Raw genomic sequence first — 15,404 nt, forward strand, 5'->3', positions numbered from 1 at the left:
CGCGAGACCCTAAAAACATGAGTTAGGTTAAGCGGCGAGTGCACTGGCCCAGATCAGGCCGAACCACGGCAGTGTCGTGCCCACGATCCCCAGTACATTTGACCACCGCCGCGTGGTGGCTCCGGGATAGGCATGGCGCAGCACCTGCGCGACAAAGGCCAGAACGGCGATCCAGCCCAGCCAGATGCAGGCAATCCCCCCGATCGACGCAAGCAGGTTTTCGCCCCAGTACTGCGCCACGCCATAGCGTATCCCCACCCCAGCCACGGCACATAGAAAGGCCAGCAGCACCAGCCTGCGCAAGCTGCGACGGCTGGGTTCGCCTCGCACTAAGCCCAGAAACACCAATGGCCCGCCGATAAAGACGATAAGAAAGACACCCAGCAAGGTCATGCGACGCGGTCCAGCTGACCTGCGTTGAAAATGCCCTTGGGGTCGAACTGCGCGCGCAACGCGTTTGTCAAACGCGCCACGCCTGCAGGTTCGGGGTGGAACACGCCCAATCGGGCCTTGGTCTGCGCATCGGCCCGCACCAGCGTTGCATGTCCATCCATCAGCCCGACAGCCGCGCGCAAATCATGGCCCGCAGCGGTGTGCAGCCAGATCAGCCCGCCCGCCCAGTCATATGTCCATTCTTCTGCCCCCGATCGCGCCGCGATACCCGGCGCATCAGAGGGTTTGCACGACACCCGCCACACGTCGCCCTGCCCGCCGTGAAACGCAGCAACGTCGCGGATACCGGACCACAGGTCCTGTGTCGCCACACTGTCGCGCTGTTCGATCTCTGCGCTGGTTTTGGACAGTAGCGATTGAAGCTGACCCAAACGATAGGCGACCGATGCCTCGAACCCTTCAATCCGCAGCGCGGTTTCGCGCGTGGCGGGGTCGTGGGCGGCCCCTGTGACCTCGAACGGACTGCCAAGTGCCCCCGCCATCGCAGCGACAGCGGCTGCGTCTTCGAGGCCGTGCAAAACCAGCGTCGCCTGCGTCTCGGGACGCGGCAGCACCTTCATCGACACTTCGCTGAGCACACCAAGGGTACCGAAAGACCCGGCCAGCAGCTTTACCAGATCATAGCCGGTCACGTTCTTCATCACACGCCCGCCGTTTTTCACCACGGCACCGCGCCCGTCGACAAAGCGCACCCCCAACAGAAAATCCCGCGCGGCCCCGACAGAGATGCGGCGCGGCCCGCTGATGTTGCCCGCCATGACGCCGCCGATGGTGGGCGTGCCGGTGGTGCCCAACAGCCCGCGATGGTCCATCGGCTCGAACGCGAGGCGCTGGTTCTCGGCGGCCAATGTCTTTTCGATCTCGGCCACCGGGGTGCCGGGTTTCGCTACCAGTGTCAGCGCGCCGGGCTCGTACAGCGTGATCCCCTGCAGCCCCGCGACGCTAACAACCTGACCCGTTGCAGGAATACCCCGCGTGCCGCCGCCCTGAACCGACACCGGCCCTGCGGCCTCTTTGATCGCATCGACCAGTGCTTCTTCGGATGTGATCGCCATAGCTGTGGCTCCTTCGTCGTCAGTGTGATCGGCTTGCGATCATCGGTTCATCGGGTATCGAGGGGTTATTGTGCCGCCAGCGCCACGGCGCGGCGGGTTTCTGACGCGTCCAGCGGAAAAACTTTGGCGGGGTTCAGCAGCCACGCGGGGTCGAACACGTCTTTCACGGCCATCTGCGCCTCAAGGTCGTCGTATGCGTATTGCACATGCATCAGGTCGCGCTTTTCGATGCCGACGCCATGTTCGCCGGTCAGACAGCCGCCCACCTCTACGCAGAGTTTGAGGATTTCAGCGCCGAATTTTTCGCACAGCTCCAGATCACCGGGCTTGTTCGCATCGAACAGGATCAGCGGATGCATATTGCCGTCGCCCGCGTGAAAAACGTTCCCGACCTTGAGCCCATATTCATCGCTCATCTCTTTGATGCGCTTGAGCACGAAGGGCAGCGACGTCACAGGTATGGTGCCATCAAGACACATGTAATCGTTGATCTGCCCCATCGCCCCAAAGGCCGATTTGCGACCCAGCCAGATTTTCGCGCTTTCCTCCGCGGATTTGGATTGCCGCAGCTCGACCGGATTATGGCGCTGCGCAATCTGAGATATCAGGCCCAACTGATGGTCGATCTCTGCGTCAGAACCTTCGACCTCGATGATCAGCAAGGCTTCGCACATGGGGTAGCCGGCTTTGGCAAACGCCTCTGTCGCTTCGATGCAGGGGCGGTCCATGAATTCGATCGCGACGGGCAACACCCCCGCCTTGATGATGTCAGAGACGCATTCCCCCGCGACCTCGTTATCGTCGAACCCGATCAACACGGGCCGCGCGCCTTCGGGTTTGTGCAAGATGCGCAGGGTGGCTTCGGTCACGACCCCCAATTGCCCTTCGGAGCCGCAGATCAGCCCCAAAAGATCCAGTCCGCCCGCGTCCAGATACCCGCCGCCGACCTCGATCACCTCGCCGTCCATCAATACCATGGTGACGCCCATCAGGTTGTTTGTCGTCACGCCGTATTTCAAACAATGCGCGCCGCCCGAATTCATCGCGATATTACCCGCGATGGCACAGGCCAGCTGGCTGGACGGGTCCGGCGCGTAAAAGAAGCCATCCTCTTCGACCGCGCCGGTCACGCTTAGGTTGGTCCGTCCGGTTTGCACCTTGATGATCCGGTTGGCGTAATCGGTTTCGATCACGCCATTCATGCGGGCCACGCCAAGGATCACGCAGTCGGCCGTGGGCAGCGCCCCACCCGCCAGCGACGTGCCAGAGCCGCGCGGCACCACCGGCACCCCTTCTTCGTGACAGATGCGTAGCACATCCGACACCTGCTGCGTTGTATAGGGCAGCACGGCCACCATCGGGGCGCATTTATACGCGGTCAGCGCATCACATTCATAGGCGCGCGTCTCGCGTTCGTCGGAAATCACAGCATCATCAGGCAAGACCTGACGCAGCCGTTCAACGACACGCGCCTTGCGGGCGATCACAACCTGACTGGGAATAGGCATTTCCATGACGAACCTCCAATTTGGTAAAATAATATGACCAATTAATAGCATTGGCAACACAGAACCAGTCGGCGTATGCAGCTTAGCATGACTTGGATGGATCGCATCGCCCTGTTTCAACCGCTGGATTATGCCGCTTTGGCAATGATTTTTTGCGCTTGGCTCGCCATTGGTTGGCGCATCGAACACGCCAATCCCGCAAAGCCGTCAGTGTCGCTTATTATGGCGCAATACCGGCGCGAGTGGATGGCGCAGATGGTCACCCGACAGCCCCGCATCTTTGATTCACAGATGATCAGCACACTACGTCAAAGCACAGCGTTTTTTGCCTCTACCAGCATGATCGCATTAGGTGGGACGCTGGCGCTTTTGGGCAATAGTGAACGGCTGTCCACCGTGGTCGCAGACCTTGCGCTGACCGACCTGCCAACCGTGGTGTGGGAATTCAAAATGCTGTTGCCGCTGTTCTTTTTAACCAACGGCTTTTTGAAATTCGTCTGGTCAAACCGGCTATTCGGGTACTGCTCTGTCTTGATGGCCGCTGTTCCCAACGACCCGAATGACCGCCGCGCACGGCCGCTGGCGTCCAAAGCGGCAGAGATCAACATCACCGCCGCCCGCAGTTTCAATCGGGGGTTACGGTCGCTTTATTTCGCGATGGCTAGTCTGGCGTGGATCATCGGCCCGATCCCCCTGATTATTGCCGCCATTGTCACAGTGATTATCATCTGGCGCCGCGAATTCACGTCACTGTCAAGACGCATTCTATTGGAAAACGAGGACGGCTAGTCTATATGTTTGTTTTTAAGGCATTGGTGTAGTCATGTACAAATTGATCCTTTCCATCCCGCTGCTGATTGCAGCACAGGTCGCTTCGGCTGACCCTACCGCGATTAATTCGGTGCGCGTCTCGAAAGAGGGCGGCCTGTATAAATTCGACGTGACCATCAGCCACGGCGATACTGGCTGGGATCACTTTTCAGACGCCTGGCGCATTTTGGACACCGACGGCAACCAGCTGGCGATCCGCGAGCTGATCCACCCCCATGTAGATGAACAACCACTGACACGGTCGCTGTCCGGCATTAAATTGCCAGCCGGCACGACCGAAGTCGGCATTCAGGCACGCGAAACGCAATCCGGCTGGGGCAAAGAGATCAGAAAAGTACAGATCAAGTAAGGCCGACGGCACGCTAGACGCGGTGGTACGGTCCGCCCGACAGGATAGAGGCCGCGCGATACAGCTGTTCTGTCAACATGACGCGCACCATCATATGCGGCCAGACCATCTTGCCAAATGACAAGGCGTGATCTGCCTCGCGGCGCAGCTCCTTGTCGATGCCATCTGCCCCGCCAATGACAAAGCACATGTCGCCCCGCCCTTGATCCCGCCAGCCTCCCAGACGGTTGGCAAAATCGGGTGACGTTTCGACGCGGCCCCGTTCGTCCATCACACAGATCAGCGATCCTGCCGGAATGGCACGGCGCAACAAAGCAGCTTCGGCGGGCATGCCGCCGTTTTTCTTGTCCTCAACCTCGATCACGCGCGCGGGCCCAAGGCCCAGCGCGCGACCGGTTCGATCAAACCGGTTTAGATAATCGTCAATGAGGTCTTTTTCCGGTCCGGCGCGTAAGCGCCCGACCGCACAGATGTGAACACGCATGAAGCCTACCGGAGAGGCGGCTTAATGCGGCATCACGGCTGGGGCTTCTGTGGTCATCCACATCTTCTCCAGCTGGTAGAATTCACGGACTTCCGGACGGAACACGTGAACGATCACATCGCCAGTGTCGATCAGAACCCAATCACCGGTTTCCCTGCCTTCGACCTTGGGCGAACGGCCATAGTCATCCTTGACCATCTGTGCCAGCTTTTCCGCGATTGCAGAAACCTGACGCGAAGACCGGCCCGTGCACACGACCATATAGTCGCCGATGGCCGTTTTGCCGCGCAGATCGATCTGCACAATTTCTTCGGCTTTATCGTCGTCGAGCTGGGAAAGAATTGAAGCCAGCAATGCGTCGCTTGTGGCTGTGTTTTGATCAGCAACCATCAGGGCTGCCTGCGGGGTAGCAGTCGGAACTGCATTTGAAAGCGTTGACAGGACATTGTCCTCCTTTAGACGCGCCGACAGTCCCCCGGCGCTGGGGATGTCCTAGAATAGGCGTGCCGAAGTGAAATTTCAATGACAAGCAGTCCAGACAGGCATTTACTGGCTCTTTACTGTCACGATTGGCGCTTTGCCCGCTGCCCAATTCAAGCAACGCGGCGCGCAAGGTCGTGAAGGAGCCGAGCACCCGCCATAGCGGCAAGGGCCGTGTTCCGCCGAAAATTTTCTTTTCTGGTAACGCTTTGCCGTATCATGCCAAGGTAATCCCCGCCGCATAGCCCCCAGTGTTTGACGATCTATGGCTCGCGCGCCCCGTATGACTTATTGGGCCACACGAAAGACGTGGGGTCACAGCTATTTATCATAAAAGACCAACTGCCACCTGTGCTCTTCCCGTCACAGCGCACCCCAGACAACGGAAACCCACGACTGATTCCCGTTGCAGCCAAAGCCTCGTACCGCGCCATCGATGTTGGCCTTAGCCCCCGCCCTCAGGACCTTCAGGTGCGATGCGCGACAAGGCCAGCTTGCTGTCATCCAGCATTTTAACCTCGCGCTGCGGAAAGGGGATGGAAATGCCGTTCTCTTTGAACGTATCCCACAGCGCGAGATAGACATTCCCCCTGATGTTGGTTAGCCCGCCGGTCGGGTCCTTGATCCAGAACCGCAGGATATAGTCGACGCTGCTGTCGCCAAAGCCAACAATGTGACAGACCGGCGCTTTAAAATTCAGCACCCGATCTACCCCGATCGCCGCATCCACGGCCAGCTTGCGCACCACATGCGGATCATCGTCGTAGGCCGTGCCGAAATAGATATCGAGCCGCACAAAATCATTGGAGTGGGACCAGTTCACCACCTGCCCGGTGATCAGGTCTTCGTTCGGGATCAAGTATTCCTTGCCGTCCCGTGTCACAACGGAGGCATAGCGCGCACCCAGCGTCTGGATCCACCCAAAGGTATCGCCAAGGCTGATCACATCCCCCGGCTTGATGGATTTGTCGATCAGGATGATGATCCCCGACACAAGGTTCGACACGACCTTTTGCAGACCGAAACCAAGGCCAACACCGATCGCCCCCGACAGAACCGCAAGGCCGGTCAGATCGATCCCGACCGCCTTGACGCCCATAAAGAACGCAATGCCATAGAGGGTCAGCTGCACCCCCTTCACGGCCAACACCTGCATAGAGGGGCTGATGTCTTCGTTTTTGCGGATCGTGGCAGCGCTGGTCTGACTAATGATCCGCGCAACGGAAAAGAACATGCCAATCACCACCAGCGCTGTGATCACGGTCAGCAGCGACAGGCGGAAATCACCAACAGACAGCGCAACTTGGTCCAGAAACGCCGAGACATCATCGACGACGTTCAGCGCATAGAGCGTGGCATAGATCCACAGCCCCCATGTCACGAGCCGCCGCATGGGCCGGTTGCGCACCAGCCGCGCGGCAAAGGCAATACAGACCCAAACCGCAACCAGCGTCGCGAATATACCAATCAGATAGGACCGCGACGGCCAAGTGATATTCTGCATCACCAGATACACCGCACCCGCCAACGCTGCGAACCACATCAGCCCGAGCCGGCGTTTGACCTGTACCACCATGCGCAGTTGCCATTTCGACCACCCCTCACGCGAGCGGACCCAGTTTTGCAACCAGTTGCCCGACGCGTGATGCAGCCCCCAAGATGCCAGCGCCAACCCCAGCAGGATAAACATCTGGTACTGCCGCCAGCCGGGTTGCATCAGGCTCTCTGCCAGCCCGATGCCCCCCGTTATCAACGCCTGAATGCTTTCAAGGAAGTGGGCAAAAGGGTCTGGGGTCATCGTGAACTTTCTAAGCAGGAAACATATACCGCGCTGCAATGGTGGGACAATCCCGAGCACCGCGCAAGAACCGATCCCCGCCCCGACGTATAAGCATGCAATCCGATGCGCCCCCGCCACCGCCTTGCGCCGTCACACACCTTGATCACAGGGTCGAAAGCGGCTAGCAAAGCCGATATGACACATGTTTCAGACGATCTGTTCAACATTTGCGACCGCGCCCGTTTGCGCGAACGCTTTTATGGGGCAACCCACACTGTGCTGGCGCGACTATAAACGCCTGCCTGCGCCTTGGCGCTCGTCTTTCGTACACCCCAATACCTTGCTTACATAACATACGGGAGAGGACCACATGTCCCCCAAAACGCTTTATGATAAAATCTGGGATGCCCATGTCGCGCACGAAGCCGACGATGGTACCTGCCTTTTGTACATCGACCGTCACCTCGTCCACGAAGTGACCAGCCCGCAAGCCTTTGAAGGGCTGCGGATGACGGGCCGCACCGTGCGCCGCCCCGACCAGACAATCGCCGTGCCCGATCACAACGTGCCGACCACGCTGGACCGCGCCAACGCCGCGACGATGACCGAAGACAGCCGCGTTCAGGTTGCTGCGCTTGATACCAACGCCAAGGAATTCGGGCTGCACTATTACCCCGTGTCCGACGTGCGTCAGGGCATCGTGCATATCGTTGGCCCGGAACAGGGCTGGACCCTGCCCGGCATGACTGTTGTCTGCGGCGACAGCCACACGGCGACACATGGCGCGTTCGGCTCGCTGGCCCACGGGATCGGCACCTCAGAGGTCGAACACGTGCTGGCGACGCAAACGCTGATCCAGAAAAAGTCCAAGAACATGAAGGTCGAGATCACCGGCAAGCTTGCCCCCGGTGTGACGGCCAAGGACGTCACCATGACCGTGATCGGTGAAACCGGCACGGCGGGTGGCACCGGCTATGTCATCGAATATTGCGGCGAAGCGATCCGTGATCTGTCGATGGAAGGCCGCATGACCGTCTGCAACATGGCCATCGAGGGCGGCGCGCGCGCAGGCCTGATCGCGCCCGATGACAAGACGTTCGAATATTGCAAAGGCCGCCCCCACGCGCCCAAAGGTGCCCAGTGGGAAGCTGCGTTGGACTGGTGGAAAACGCTTTACTCCGATGACGACGCGCATTGGGACAAGGTCATCACCATCAAGGGCGAAGACATCGCGCCAGCCGTAACCTGGGGCACCTCGCCCGAGGACGTTCTGCCGATCACCGCCAAAGTGCCCGCCGCATCTGACTTTACCGGCGGCAAGGTCGACGCGGCGAAACGCGCGATTGAATACATGGGCCTGACCGAAGGCATGGCGTTGACCGACATCGAGATCGACACCGTGTTCATCGGGTCCTGCACCAACGGCCGCATCGAAGACCTGCGCGCTGCCGCGGCAGTCTTGAAGGGCAAGAAGATCAAGGAAGGCATGCGTGCCATGATCGTTCCCGGGTCGGGGCTCGTGCGGGCACAAGCCGAAGAAGAAGGCCTTGCCGATATCTTCAAGGACGCTGGCTTTGAATGGCGGCTTGCGGGCTGCTCGATGTGTCTGGCGATGAACCCTGACCAACTGGCACCGGGCGAACGCTGCGCATCGACATCCAACCGCAACTTCGAAGGCCGTCAGGGCTTTAAGGGGCGCACCCACTTGATGTCACCCGCGATGGCTGCCGCAGCAGCGCTCACCGGACGTTTGACCGATATCCGCCAGCTTGACGCGTAAGCGGCCAGCATATCAAAGGACAACAAGACAATGAATAAATTCGACAAGCTTTCCGGGATCGCGGCCCCCATGCCGATGGTGAATATCGACACCGATATGATCATCCCCAAGCAGTTCCTGAAAACGATCAAACGGTCGGGCCTTGGGGTGAACCTGTTCGACGAAATGCGCTATGACCGCGACGGCAACGAAGTGCCTGATTTCATCCTGAACAAGCCGCAATACCGCGAAACACAGATTCTGGTAGCAGGCGATAACTTTGGCTGTGGCTCTTCGCGCGAACACGCGCCTTGGGCGATTGCCGATTTTGGCATCACCTGCGTGATTGCGCCCAGTTTTGCGGATATCTTTTACAGCAACTGTTTCAAGAACGGCATCCTGCCCATTGCCCTGCCGCAAGAACAGGTCGATCTGCTGATGAAAGACGCGGATAAGGGATCTAACGCGCGGATCGAGGTGGACCTTGAGGCGCAGACGATCACCAGCTCTGATGGCGAAGTCTTCACCTTCCAGGTCGACGCGTTCAAAAAGCACTGCTTGATGAACGGTCTGGACGATATCGGCCTGACCATGGAAAAAGCGGCTTCGATCGACAGCTTCGAATCTGCTGCCGCACAGGCGCGTCCTTGGGTGTAAGGCCTATGGCCGCGGGCCTTTGAGGCTGCTGGCTTGACCTAACCGTGGGTTGAGAGTTATAAATAGTTGTGGGCGTCGCGTGAATGCCCACAACATATCGTGGGTAGCGTTATTCGCGCCGCAGTAATGATGCAATATCGCACCATACCTGCGCCCTAATTGCCTCAGGTCCATCGCCATTGTCAGGAATCCTCTTGAGGAATGTGGCGAAAGAAGACACAATTGAGGCAATTCTGAGGCAGGCCTTCGACACCCGAGGGCATCAAGTTGGAACAAGCACGCGGCAAAGTATCGTGGCTGGCCAGTTTGGAAGGGTAGTTTTGTGATTGCACGTATATCCGGCGCGGCAGCGCGTGGCATTCTGGTGGCATTGCTGATCGCAACGCCGGCCCTCATGTTACCCGCTGTGCTTAATGATGCCAGTCAGATCACCATGCTGGTGGCGCTGATTGCCTGTTTCCTCACGTTTATCGAATACAATTCCAATTTCCCCAGCATCATCGAATTTCGCGATGCCGCGCCGTTCAACCGGCTGCGCTATGTCTGCCTGCTGGTGACGGTCATCGTGCTGACGCTGATCCTGAAGCAAAAGGTCAGCCCGTCGGTTCTGGGCGGGGCGATGACCTCTATCGGGACGATCCTCGGCAACGCGATGGACTTTCCTTTCTCACCCGTGCGTATGATTGTTCTGATGCTGCCCGAAAACGCCAGCGACGCGCTGGTCGCGTCGGTGCGCACGTCGGCGGGCATGGCCTATCTGATCTCGCTGATCTCGATGGGCGCGTTTCTGGTGCTGGTTCGCATCATGAACTGGCCTGTGCGTCAGGGGGCCTTTAACGTTTGGGTGAACCTGCCATTGTTTGACCCAACAGCGGGCGGAGACGTCATCTATCGGCTGCAACGGGATGCACGGGTCAATATCGCGCTTGGTTTCCTGCTGCCCTTCCTGATCCCCGCGGTGGTCAAAGCGGCCTCTGATCTGCTAGACCCGATTACATTGCAGAACCCGCATACCCAGATCTGGACAGTCGCCGCATGGGCCTTCCTTCCTGCCAGTATCATCATGCGCGGCATTGCCATGGGCAAGATCGCCGAGATGATCGAAGAGAAACGCCGTCGTGCCTATGCCGACGACGCGGAAAAAGACCACGGCTTGCAGCCAGCCTGATCGCGGGCACCCTGCTTGCCGCGACAGCCGCCAGCGCGGACCCGCTGCGCATCGCCACCTTTAACACCGAATTATCACGCGCCGGACCAGGTCTGCTGCTGCGGGATCTGGCCAAAGGGTCGGACCCAAAGATCAGCGCCGTGATGCGTCTGCTGGCGAATGTCTCTGCCGATGTCATCGTGTTGCAAGGCATCGACTATGACCTCGACGGGACCACGCTTGGTGCTTTCGCAGATGTGCTTGGCGAAAGCGGTCCCGTCTACCCCCACCGTTTTGCGCTGCCCCCCAATGCCGGACGCCCCACGGGGCTGGATATGGATGGTGATGGCCAAACAGGCGGCGCACGCGATGGTCAGGGGTATGGGCGGTTCTTTGGCGCGGGCGCGATGGCGATCCTGTCGCGTCATCCGGTTATCGACACTGGCGTGCAGGATCATACCGCATTTCTGTGGCGCGACCTGCCCGATGCGCTGCTGCCCCGAACAAAGAATGGCCCCTTCCCCTCTGATGCGGTGCAACAGGTGCAGCGCCTTGCGTCGCACGGCGCGTGGGTCGTACCGATCGCCATCCCCGATCAACCGCCCGTAACCTTGCTGACCTTCTATGCCACGCCCCCTGTGTTCGATGGACCAGAGGACCGAAACGGCAAACGCAACCACGATGAAATCCTGTTTTGGGATCACTATCTGGCAGGCACCTTTGGTCCACCGCCAAACAAACGCGTTGTCCTGTTAGGGGATGCGAACCTTGATCCGACCAAAGGCGAAGGGTTGAAAGTCGCAATCCAGACCCTGCTGGATCACCCCGCCCTGCAAGACCCGCTGGCGGATCAACCCACCGTTACCTTCGACAGTTTGGGGGACATGCGCGTCGACTATCTGCTGCCCTCGACCGACTGGCGCGTTGTGGCGTCGGGTGTTGCGCGTGACCCTGCTGCCAGCCGTCACGGCGTGGTCTGGGCCGATCTTGACCGCTAGCCGTTCTTGACCCCTCCCCCTCCCCGCGCTACGCCGCTGTGAACGTATTTTTCAGGAGACATCGCATGGCCAACCCAACACTGCTAATCCTCGCCGGTGACGGCATCGGCCCCGAGGTCATGGGCCAAGTTGTTCGCATCATCGACTGGTTTGGCGACAAGCGCGATCTGGCCTTTGACGTGGAACACGATCTGGTTGGCGGCGCCGCCTATGACAAGCACGGCACGCCCTTGCATGACGACACGATGGCCAAAGCACTGGCGGCGGACGCTGTTTTGCTTGGTGCCGTCGGCGGGCCAAAGTACGACGCGCTTGATTTCAGCGTCAAACCCGAACGCGGCCTGCTGCGTCTGCGCAAGGAAATGGACCTGTTCTCGAACCTGCGTCCGGCACAATGCTTTGACGCGCTGGCAGATTTCTCCTCGCTGAAGAAAGAGCTCGTCGCCGGGCTCGACATCATGATCGTGCGCGAACTGACATCGGGTGTCTACTTTGGCGAACCGCGCGGAATATTCGAAGAAGGCAACGAGCGCGTCGGCATCAATACGCAGCGCTACACCGAATCCGAGATTGACCGCGTCGCACGGTCGGCCTTTGAACTGGCACGTCGTCGGGGCAACAAAGTCTGCTCGATGGAAAAAGCCAACGTCATGGAAAGCGGCATCTTGTGGCGCGAGGTCGTGCAAAAAGTGCATGACGAAGATTACCCCGATGTCGAACTGTCCCACATGTACGCCGACAACGGCGCGATGCAGCTGGTCCGCGCGCCCAAGCAGTTCGACGTGATCGTCACCGACAACCTGTTCGGCGATATCCTGTCCGACTGCGCCGCGATGTTGACCGGTTCACTGGGGATGCTGCCCTCTGCGTCGCTGGGTGCCCCGAATGCCGATGGACGCCCCAAGGCGCTTTACGAACCCGTCCACGGCTCCGCGCCCGATATCGCGGGACAGGGCAAAGCGAACCCCATCGCCTGTATCCTCAGCTTTGCCATGGCGCTGCGCTATTCCTTTGACCAAGGCGATGAAGCCGCGCGTCTGGAAAAAGCCGTCGAACAGGTTCTTGCCGATGGTGCGCGCACCGCAGACCTGATGGGCCCCGAAGGCGGCTCCCCTATCTCGACCTCGGAAATGGGCGACGCCATCCTCGCAGCGCTCGACGCGAGCCTGTAAGACAAAGAACGCAGCCCTGCCGGACCACCGGCGGGGCTACTCCGATCTCCGCTGCACCGCCGCGATCGCGAAATCGGCTTCGTCATAGCCAGACGCATCAGACGCCGCCGCGCAGCACTTTCCCTAAATTTCGTGAAACCCGCACCCGCCCTAACCAAGGGCACGTAGGTAGCAATGGTGACCCCGATTGGATTCGAACCAATAACCTGCCCCTTAGGAGGGGGCTGCTCTATCCAGTTGAGCCACGGGGCCACGGGTTTTCCTTAGCGTAAAATGCGGTGGTGATCCAGTCACAGAACCTGACATCTCGGCAGCTCTGAGGCGGGGTGCTTGATATGGTGATTGCCTGTGATCATGGGACGCACTACGCTGTTGATAGAATACCACTTTCAAGCAGGACAAGCGCCTTTGACACAGCCTCCGAAACGCCCGTTGACCCTTCGTGATGTATCCGATGCCTGCGGGGTGTCGGAAATGACGGTCAGCCGGGTCCTGCGAAAACGCGGCGATGTCTCCGATGCGACGCGGCGGCGGGTGTTGGCGGCGGCCAAGGAACTGGGATACGTGCCCAACCAGATCGCCGGATCGCTGGCATCCCAGCGGGTCAATCTGGTCGCGGTGATCATTCCGTCGCTGTCGAACATGGTCTTCCCCGAGGTGCTGAACGGCATCAATCAGGTGCTGGAAGACACGCCGTTGCAGCCGGTTGTGGGCGTGACGGACTATATGCCCGAAAAAGAAGAGCGCGTTTTGTACGAAATGCTGTCCTGGCGGCCTTCGGGCGTGATCATCGCGGGACTGGAACATTCCGATGCGACGCGTGCCATGCTCAAGAACGCGGGCATCCCCGTGGTCGAGATCATGGACGTGGACGGACGTCCGATTGATGCGATGGTGGGCATCTCGCACCGCCGCGCAGGACAGGAAATGGCCAAGGCAATCCTCAAGGAAGGCTATGAACACATCGGGTTCATGGGCACCAAGATGCCATTGGACCACCGCGCACGTAAACGGTTCGAAGGGTTCACCGAAGGGCTTGCCAAAGCAGGAATAGAGATCGAGGACCGCGCGTTCTATTCCGGCGGCTCCGCGCTGGCGAAAGGGCGCGAGATGACGCAAGACATGCTCGAACGGTCGCCCGAACTGGATTTCCTGTATTATTCAAACGACATGATCGGCGCAGGCGGGCTGCTTTATCTGATCGATCAGGGCATTGATATTCCGGGGCAGATTGGCCTTGCCGGCTTTAACAACGTGGAGCTTTTGCAGGGCCTGCCCCGCCAGCTTGCCACGATGGACGCCTGCCGGCTTGAGGTCGGACAGGCCGCTGCGCGTATTATCCTGAATGATACGCTGGATGAACCGGACCCGGATCTGCAAACGCAAATCACCCTGACACCCACCTTGTCGCTGGGGGATACACTGCGCCGCAACCGCAAGGTATGACCCTCGCCACGCTTGGCAATCGTGACGCGCGTCGCATCTTTTTGCACCGTCACTTGCTCGGCGATGCTCCGCAAGGCCCCGCCGGCGGGGACGCCCTGTTGCAGCTGATCCGCGGCTTGGGGTTTGTGCAGCTGGACAGCATTAACACAGTGGCGCGGGCGCATGACCTGATTCTGTTCTCGCGCCGGCAACGCTATCGTCCGCAGGCGCTGAAAACCCTGTATGAACGCGATGGCGCGCTGTTTGAACACTGGACCCACGACGCCGCTGTGATCCCGATGGGCTTTTACCCTTATTGGGAATTGCGCCGGCAGCGCGACGCGCAGATGCTGCGCAAGCGGTACAAAAACTGGCACAAACATGATTTCGAAGGGCGGTTCCAGACCGTGCTGGACCAGATCCGGTCAGATGGGCCGGTGTCGTCGTCTGATGTCGGGCAGGACGAACCGCGCTCAAATGGCGGGTGGTGGGATTGGCATCCGTCAAAGACCGCGCTGGAATATCTGTGGCGTGCAGGGGCGCTTTGCGTGGTGGGGCGCGACGGCTTTCAAAAACGCTATGACCTGACAGAGCGGGTGATAGACGCGGGGCTTTGCGACCCGTGGCAGGCACCGGATGAGGCACAGACCATCAATTGGTGTTGCAGCGGGGCGCTGGACCGTTTGGGTTTTGCCACACCGGGCGAACTGGCTGCGTTTTGGGCACATATTACCCCCGCAGAGGCGAAAGTGTGGGTCACCCAGGAACAGGCTGCCGGTCGGATTGAGCAGGTCCAGATCGCGGGCGCCGACGGCACGCCTCATCGCAGCTATGCCCGTCCGGGTCTGGCACGCGACCCCGCGATAGACATTGCCCCCACCGCGCGGCTGCGGGTGCTCAGTCCCTTCGACCCTGCTCTGCGCGACCGCAAACGTGCCGAACGTCTGTTCGGGTTTCGCTACCGGATAGAGATGTTCGTCCCCGCACCAAAACGGGTTTATGGCTACTATGTGTTCCCGATCCTGCAAGGCGAGAGCATCATCGCCCGCGTTGACATGAAGGCGCACCGCGACCGCGATACGCTGGTGGTACGCGCCCTTTGGCCAGAGCCGGGCACGCGTTGGGGTAAAGGCAAACAGGTCGCGTTTGAGGCTGAACTGGCCCGTATTGTCCGACTCGCAGGCGTCACCCACATCACATTCGAAGACGGCTGGCTGCGCTGAACCGACCGGTTTCGCCTAACGCATTGGCACTGAAACCTTGAGTGCGCGCTAACGATTACAATTTGTAAACATTTTGTTGACGT

At 59.6% G+C, this 15,404-nt stretch carries 16 protein-coding genes and 1 tRNA gene; 10 read left to right on the forward strand and 7 right to left on the reverse strand.

What is annotated here, in order from left to right; genetic code table 11:
- Positions 1 to 27 precede the first annotated feature (27 nt).
- From E5180_RS11605 to E5180_RS11615, 3 genes are all read right to left on the reverse strand, one after another.
- The gene (locus E5180_RS11605; RefSeq protein ID WP_138924515.1) at positions 28 to 393 is read right to left on the reverse strand and encodes a hypothetical protein; all 366 of its coding nucleotides are present in this window, start codon (positions 391 to 393) and stop codon (positions 28 to 30) included.
- Complete coding sequence (locus tag E5180_RS11610) at positions 390 to 1,508, reverse strand: FAD-binding protein (RefSeq protein WP_138924516.1); 1,119 nt, start codon at positions 1,506 to 1,508, stop codon at positions 390 to 392. The genes E5180_RS11605 and E5180_RS11610 overlap by 4 nt, the downstream gene beginning before the upstream one ends.
- Positions 1,509 to 1,573: 65 nt before the next feature.
- The gene (locus E5180_RS11615) at positions 1,574 to 3,022 is read right to left on the reverse strand and encodes an FAD-linked oxidase C-terminal domain-containing protein (RefSeq protein ID WP_138924517.1); all 1,449 of its coding nucleotides are present in this window, start codon (positions 3,020 to 3,022) and stop codon (positions 1,574 to 1,576) included.
- 81 nt (positions 3,023 to 3,103) lie between these two features.
- Here E5180_RS11615 and E5180_RS11620 point away from each other — a divergent pair, with 81 nt between their 5' ends.
- Together E5180_RS11620 and E5180_RS11625 are read left to right on the forward strand one after the other, a co-directional pair.
- A complete protein-coding gene (locus E5180_RS11620; RefSeq protein WP_138924518.1) occupies positions 3,104 to 3,805 on the forward strand; it encodes a DUF599 domain-containing protein in 702 nt (233 codons plus the stop codon).
- A 34-nt stretch (positions 3,806 to 3,839) separates the two neighbouring features.
- A complete protein-coding gene (locus tag E5180_RS11625) occupies positions 3,840 to 4,196 on the forward strand; it encodes a hypothetical protein (protein WP_138924519.1) in 357 nt (118 codons plus the stop codon).
- A gap of 13 nt (positions 4,197 to 4,209) precedes the next feature.
- Here E5180_RS11625 and rlmH read toward each other — a convergent pair whose 3' ends face one another.
- The 3 genes from rlmH to E5180_RS11640 form a co-directional block, all read right to left on the reverse strand.
- Entirely contained in the window at positions 4,210 to 4,680 is a 471-nt protein-coding gene (rlmH, locus tag E5180_RS11630; RefSeq protein ID WP_138924520.1) for a 23S rRNA (pseudouridine(1915)-N(3))-methyltransferase RlmH, read from the reverse strand.
- A 21-nt stretch (positions 4,681 to 4,701) separates the two neighbouring features.
- A complete protein-coding gene (gene rsfS, locus E5180_RS11635; protein ID WP_138924521.1) occupies positions 4,702 to 5,070 on the reverse strand; it encodes a ribosome silencing factor in 369 nt (122 codons plus the stop codon).
- 535 nt (positions 5,071 to 5,605) lie between these two features.
- Positions 5,606 to 6,958, reverse strand: coding sequence for a mechanosensitive ion channel family protein (locus E5180_RS11640; protein ID WP_138924522.1), 1,353 nt, complete (start codon positions 6,956 to 6,958; stop codon positions 5,606 to 5,608).
- Positions 6,959 to 7,135: 177 nt separating this feature from the next.
- Here E5180_RS11640 and E5180_RS15835 point away from each other — a divergent pair, with 177 nt between their 5' ends.
- The 6 genes from E5180_RS15835 to leuB all read left to right on the forward strand — a co-directional run bounded on the left by E5180_RS15835 (position 7,136) and on the right by leuB (position 12,673).
- Positions 7,136 to 7,234, forward strand: coding sequence for an isopropylmalate isomerase (locus E5180_RS15835; protein WP_206338723.1), 99 nt, complete (start codon positions 7,136 to 7,138; stop codon positions 7,232 to 7,234).
- A 76-nt stretch (positions 7,235 to 7,310) separates the two neighbouring features.
- A complete protein-coding gene (gene leuC, locus E5180_RS11645; RefSeq protein ID WP_138924523.1) occupies positions 7,311 to 8,720 on the forward strand; it encodes a 3-isopropylmalate dehydratase large subunit in 1,410 nt (469 codons plus the stop codon).
- A 30-nt stretch (positions 8,721 to 8,750) separates the two neighbouring features.
- Positions 8,751 to 9,356: a 3-isopropylmalate dehydratase small subunit gene (gene leuD / locus E5180_RS11650; RefSeq protein ID WP_138924524.1), complete on the forward strand. Its 606-nt coding sequence runs from the start codon at positions 8,751 to 8,753 to the stop codon at positions 9,354 to 9,356.
- Between the two features lie 322 nt (positions 9,357 to 9,678).
- Positions 9,679 to 10,524 (forward strand): hypothetical protein, encoded by an 846-nt coding sequence (locus tag E5180_RS11655; RefSeq protein ID WP_254700460.1) that lies wholly within the window; start codon positions 9,679 to 9,681, stop codon positions 10,522 to 10,524.
- 11 nt (positions 10,525 to 10,535) lie between these two features.
- On the forward strand, positions 10,536 to 11,501 hold the full coding sequence (locus tag E5180_RS11660; protein WP_441351449.1) for an endonuclease/exonuclease/phosphatase family protein: 966 nt from the start codon (positions 10,536 to 10,538) through the stop codon (positions 11,499 to 11,501).
- A 65-nt stretch (positions 11,502 to 11,566) separates the two neighbouring features.
- The gene (gene leuB, locus E5180_RS11665; RefSeq protein ID WP_138924526.1) at positions 11,567 to 12,673 is read left to right on the forward strand and encodes a 3-isopropylmalate dehydrogenase; all 1,107 of its coding nucleotides are present in this window, start codon (positions 11,567 to 11,569) and stop codon (positions 12,671 to 12,673) included.
- Between the two features lie 175 nt (positions 12,674 to 12,848).
- Here leuB and E5180_RS11670 read toward each other — a convergent pair.
- Positions 12,849 to 12,925: transfer RNA gene (locus tag E5180_RS11670), tRNA-Arg, on the reverse strand.
- Positions 12,926 to 13,081: 156 nt separating this feature from the next.
- Here E5180_RS11670 and E5180_RS11675 point away from each other — a divergent pair.
- Both E5180_RS11675 and E5180_RS11680 read left to right on the forward strand, forming a co-directional pair.
- Positions 13,082 to 14,119: a LacI family DNA-binding transcriptional regulator gene (locus E5180_RS11675; protein ID WP_138925201.1), complete on the forward strand. Its 1,038-nt coding sequence runs from the start codon at positions 13,082 to 13,084 to the stop codon at positions 14,117 to 14,119.
- The gene (locus tag E5180_RS11680) at positions 14,116 to 15,321 is read left to right on the forward strand and encodes a winged helix-turn-helix domain-containing protein (protein WP_138924527.1); all 1,206 of its coding nucleotides are present in this window, start codon (positions 14,116 to 14,118) and stop codon (positions 15,319 to 15,321) included. The genes E5180_RS11675 and E5180_RS11680 overlap by 4 nt, the downstream gene beginning before the upstream one ends.
- The last annotated feature ends 83 nt before the right edge of the window (positions 15,322 to 15,404 follow it).

It is taken from the genome of Sulfitobacter sp. BSw21498, from assembly GCF_006064855.1.
Classification (GTDB): Bacteria; Pseudomonadota; Alphaproteobacteria; order Rhodobacterales; family Rhodobacteraceae; genus Sulfitobacter.

Coding starts and splice junctions, on each gene's coding strand:
- E5180_RS11605 (WP_138924515.1), bottom strand. CDS start 393: ATGACCTTGCTGGGTGTCTTTCTTATCGTCTTTATCGGCGGGCCATTG.
- E5180_RS11610 (WP_138924516.1), bottom strand. CDS start 1,508: ATGGCGATCACATCCGAAGAAGCACTGGTCGATGCGATCAAAGAGGCC.
- E5180_RS11615 (WP_138924517.1), bottom strand. CDS start 3,022: ATGGAAATGCCTATTCCCAGTCAGGTTGTGATCGCCCGCAAGGCGCGT.
- E5180_RS11620 (WP_138924518.1), top strand. CDS start 3,104: ATGACTTGGATGGATCGCATCGCCCTGTTTCAACCGCTGGATTATGCC.
- E5180_RS11625 (WP_138924519.1), top strand. CDS start 3,840: ATGTACAAATTGATCCTTTCCATCCCGCTGCTGATTGCAGCACAGGTC.
- rlmH (WP_138924520.1), bottom strand. CDS start 4,680: ATGCGTGTTCACATCTGTGCGGTCGGGCGCTTACGCGCCGGACCGGAA.
- rsfS (WP_138924521.1), bottom strand. CDS start 5,070: ATGGTTGCTGATCAAAACACAGCCACAAGCGACGCATTGCTGGCTTCA.
- E5180_RS11640 (WP_138924522.1), bottom strand. CDS start 6,958: ATGACCCCAGACCCTTTTGCCCACTTCCTTGAAAGCATTCAGGCGTTG.
- E5180_RS15835 (WP_206338723.1), top strand. CDS start 7,136: ATGACACATGTTTCAGACGATCTGTTCAACATTTGCGACCGCGCCCGT.
- leuC (WP_138924523.1), top strand. CDS start 7,311: ATGTCCCCCAAAACGCTTTATGATAAAATCTGGGATGCCCATGTCGCG.
- leuD (WP_138924524.1), top strand. CDS start 8,751: ATGAATAAATTCGACAAGCTTTCCGGGATCGCGGCCCCCATGCCGATG.
- leuB (WP_138924526.1), top strand. CDS start 11,567: ATGGCCAACCCAACACTGCTAATCCTCGCCGGTGACGGCATCGGCCCC.
- E5180_RS11680 (WP_138924527.1), top strand. CDS start 14,116: ATGACCCTCGCCACGCTTGGCAATCGTGACGCGCGTCGCATCTTTTTG.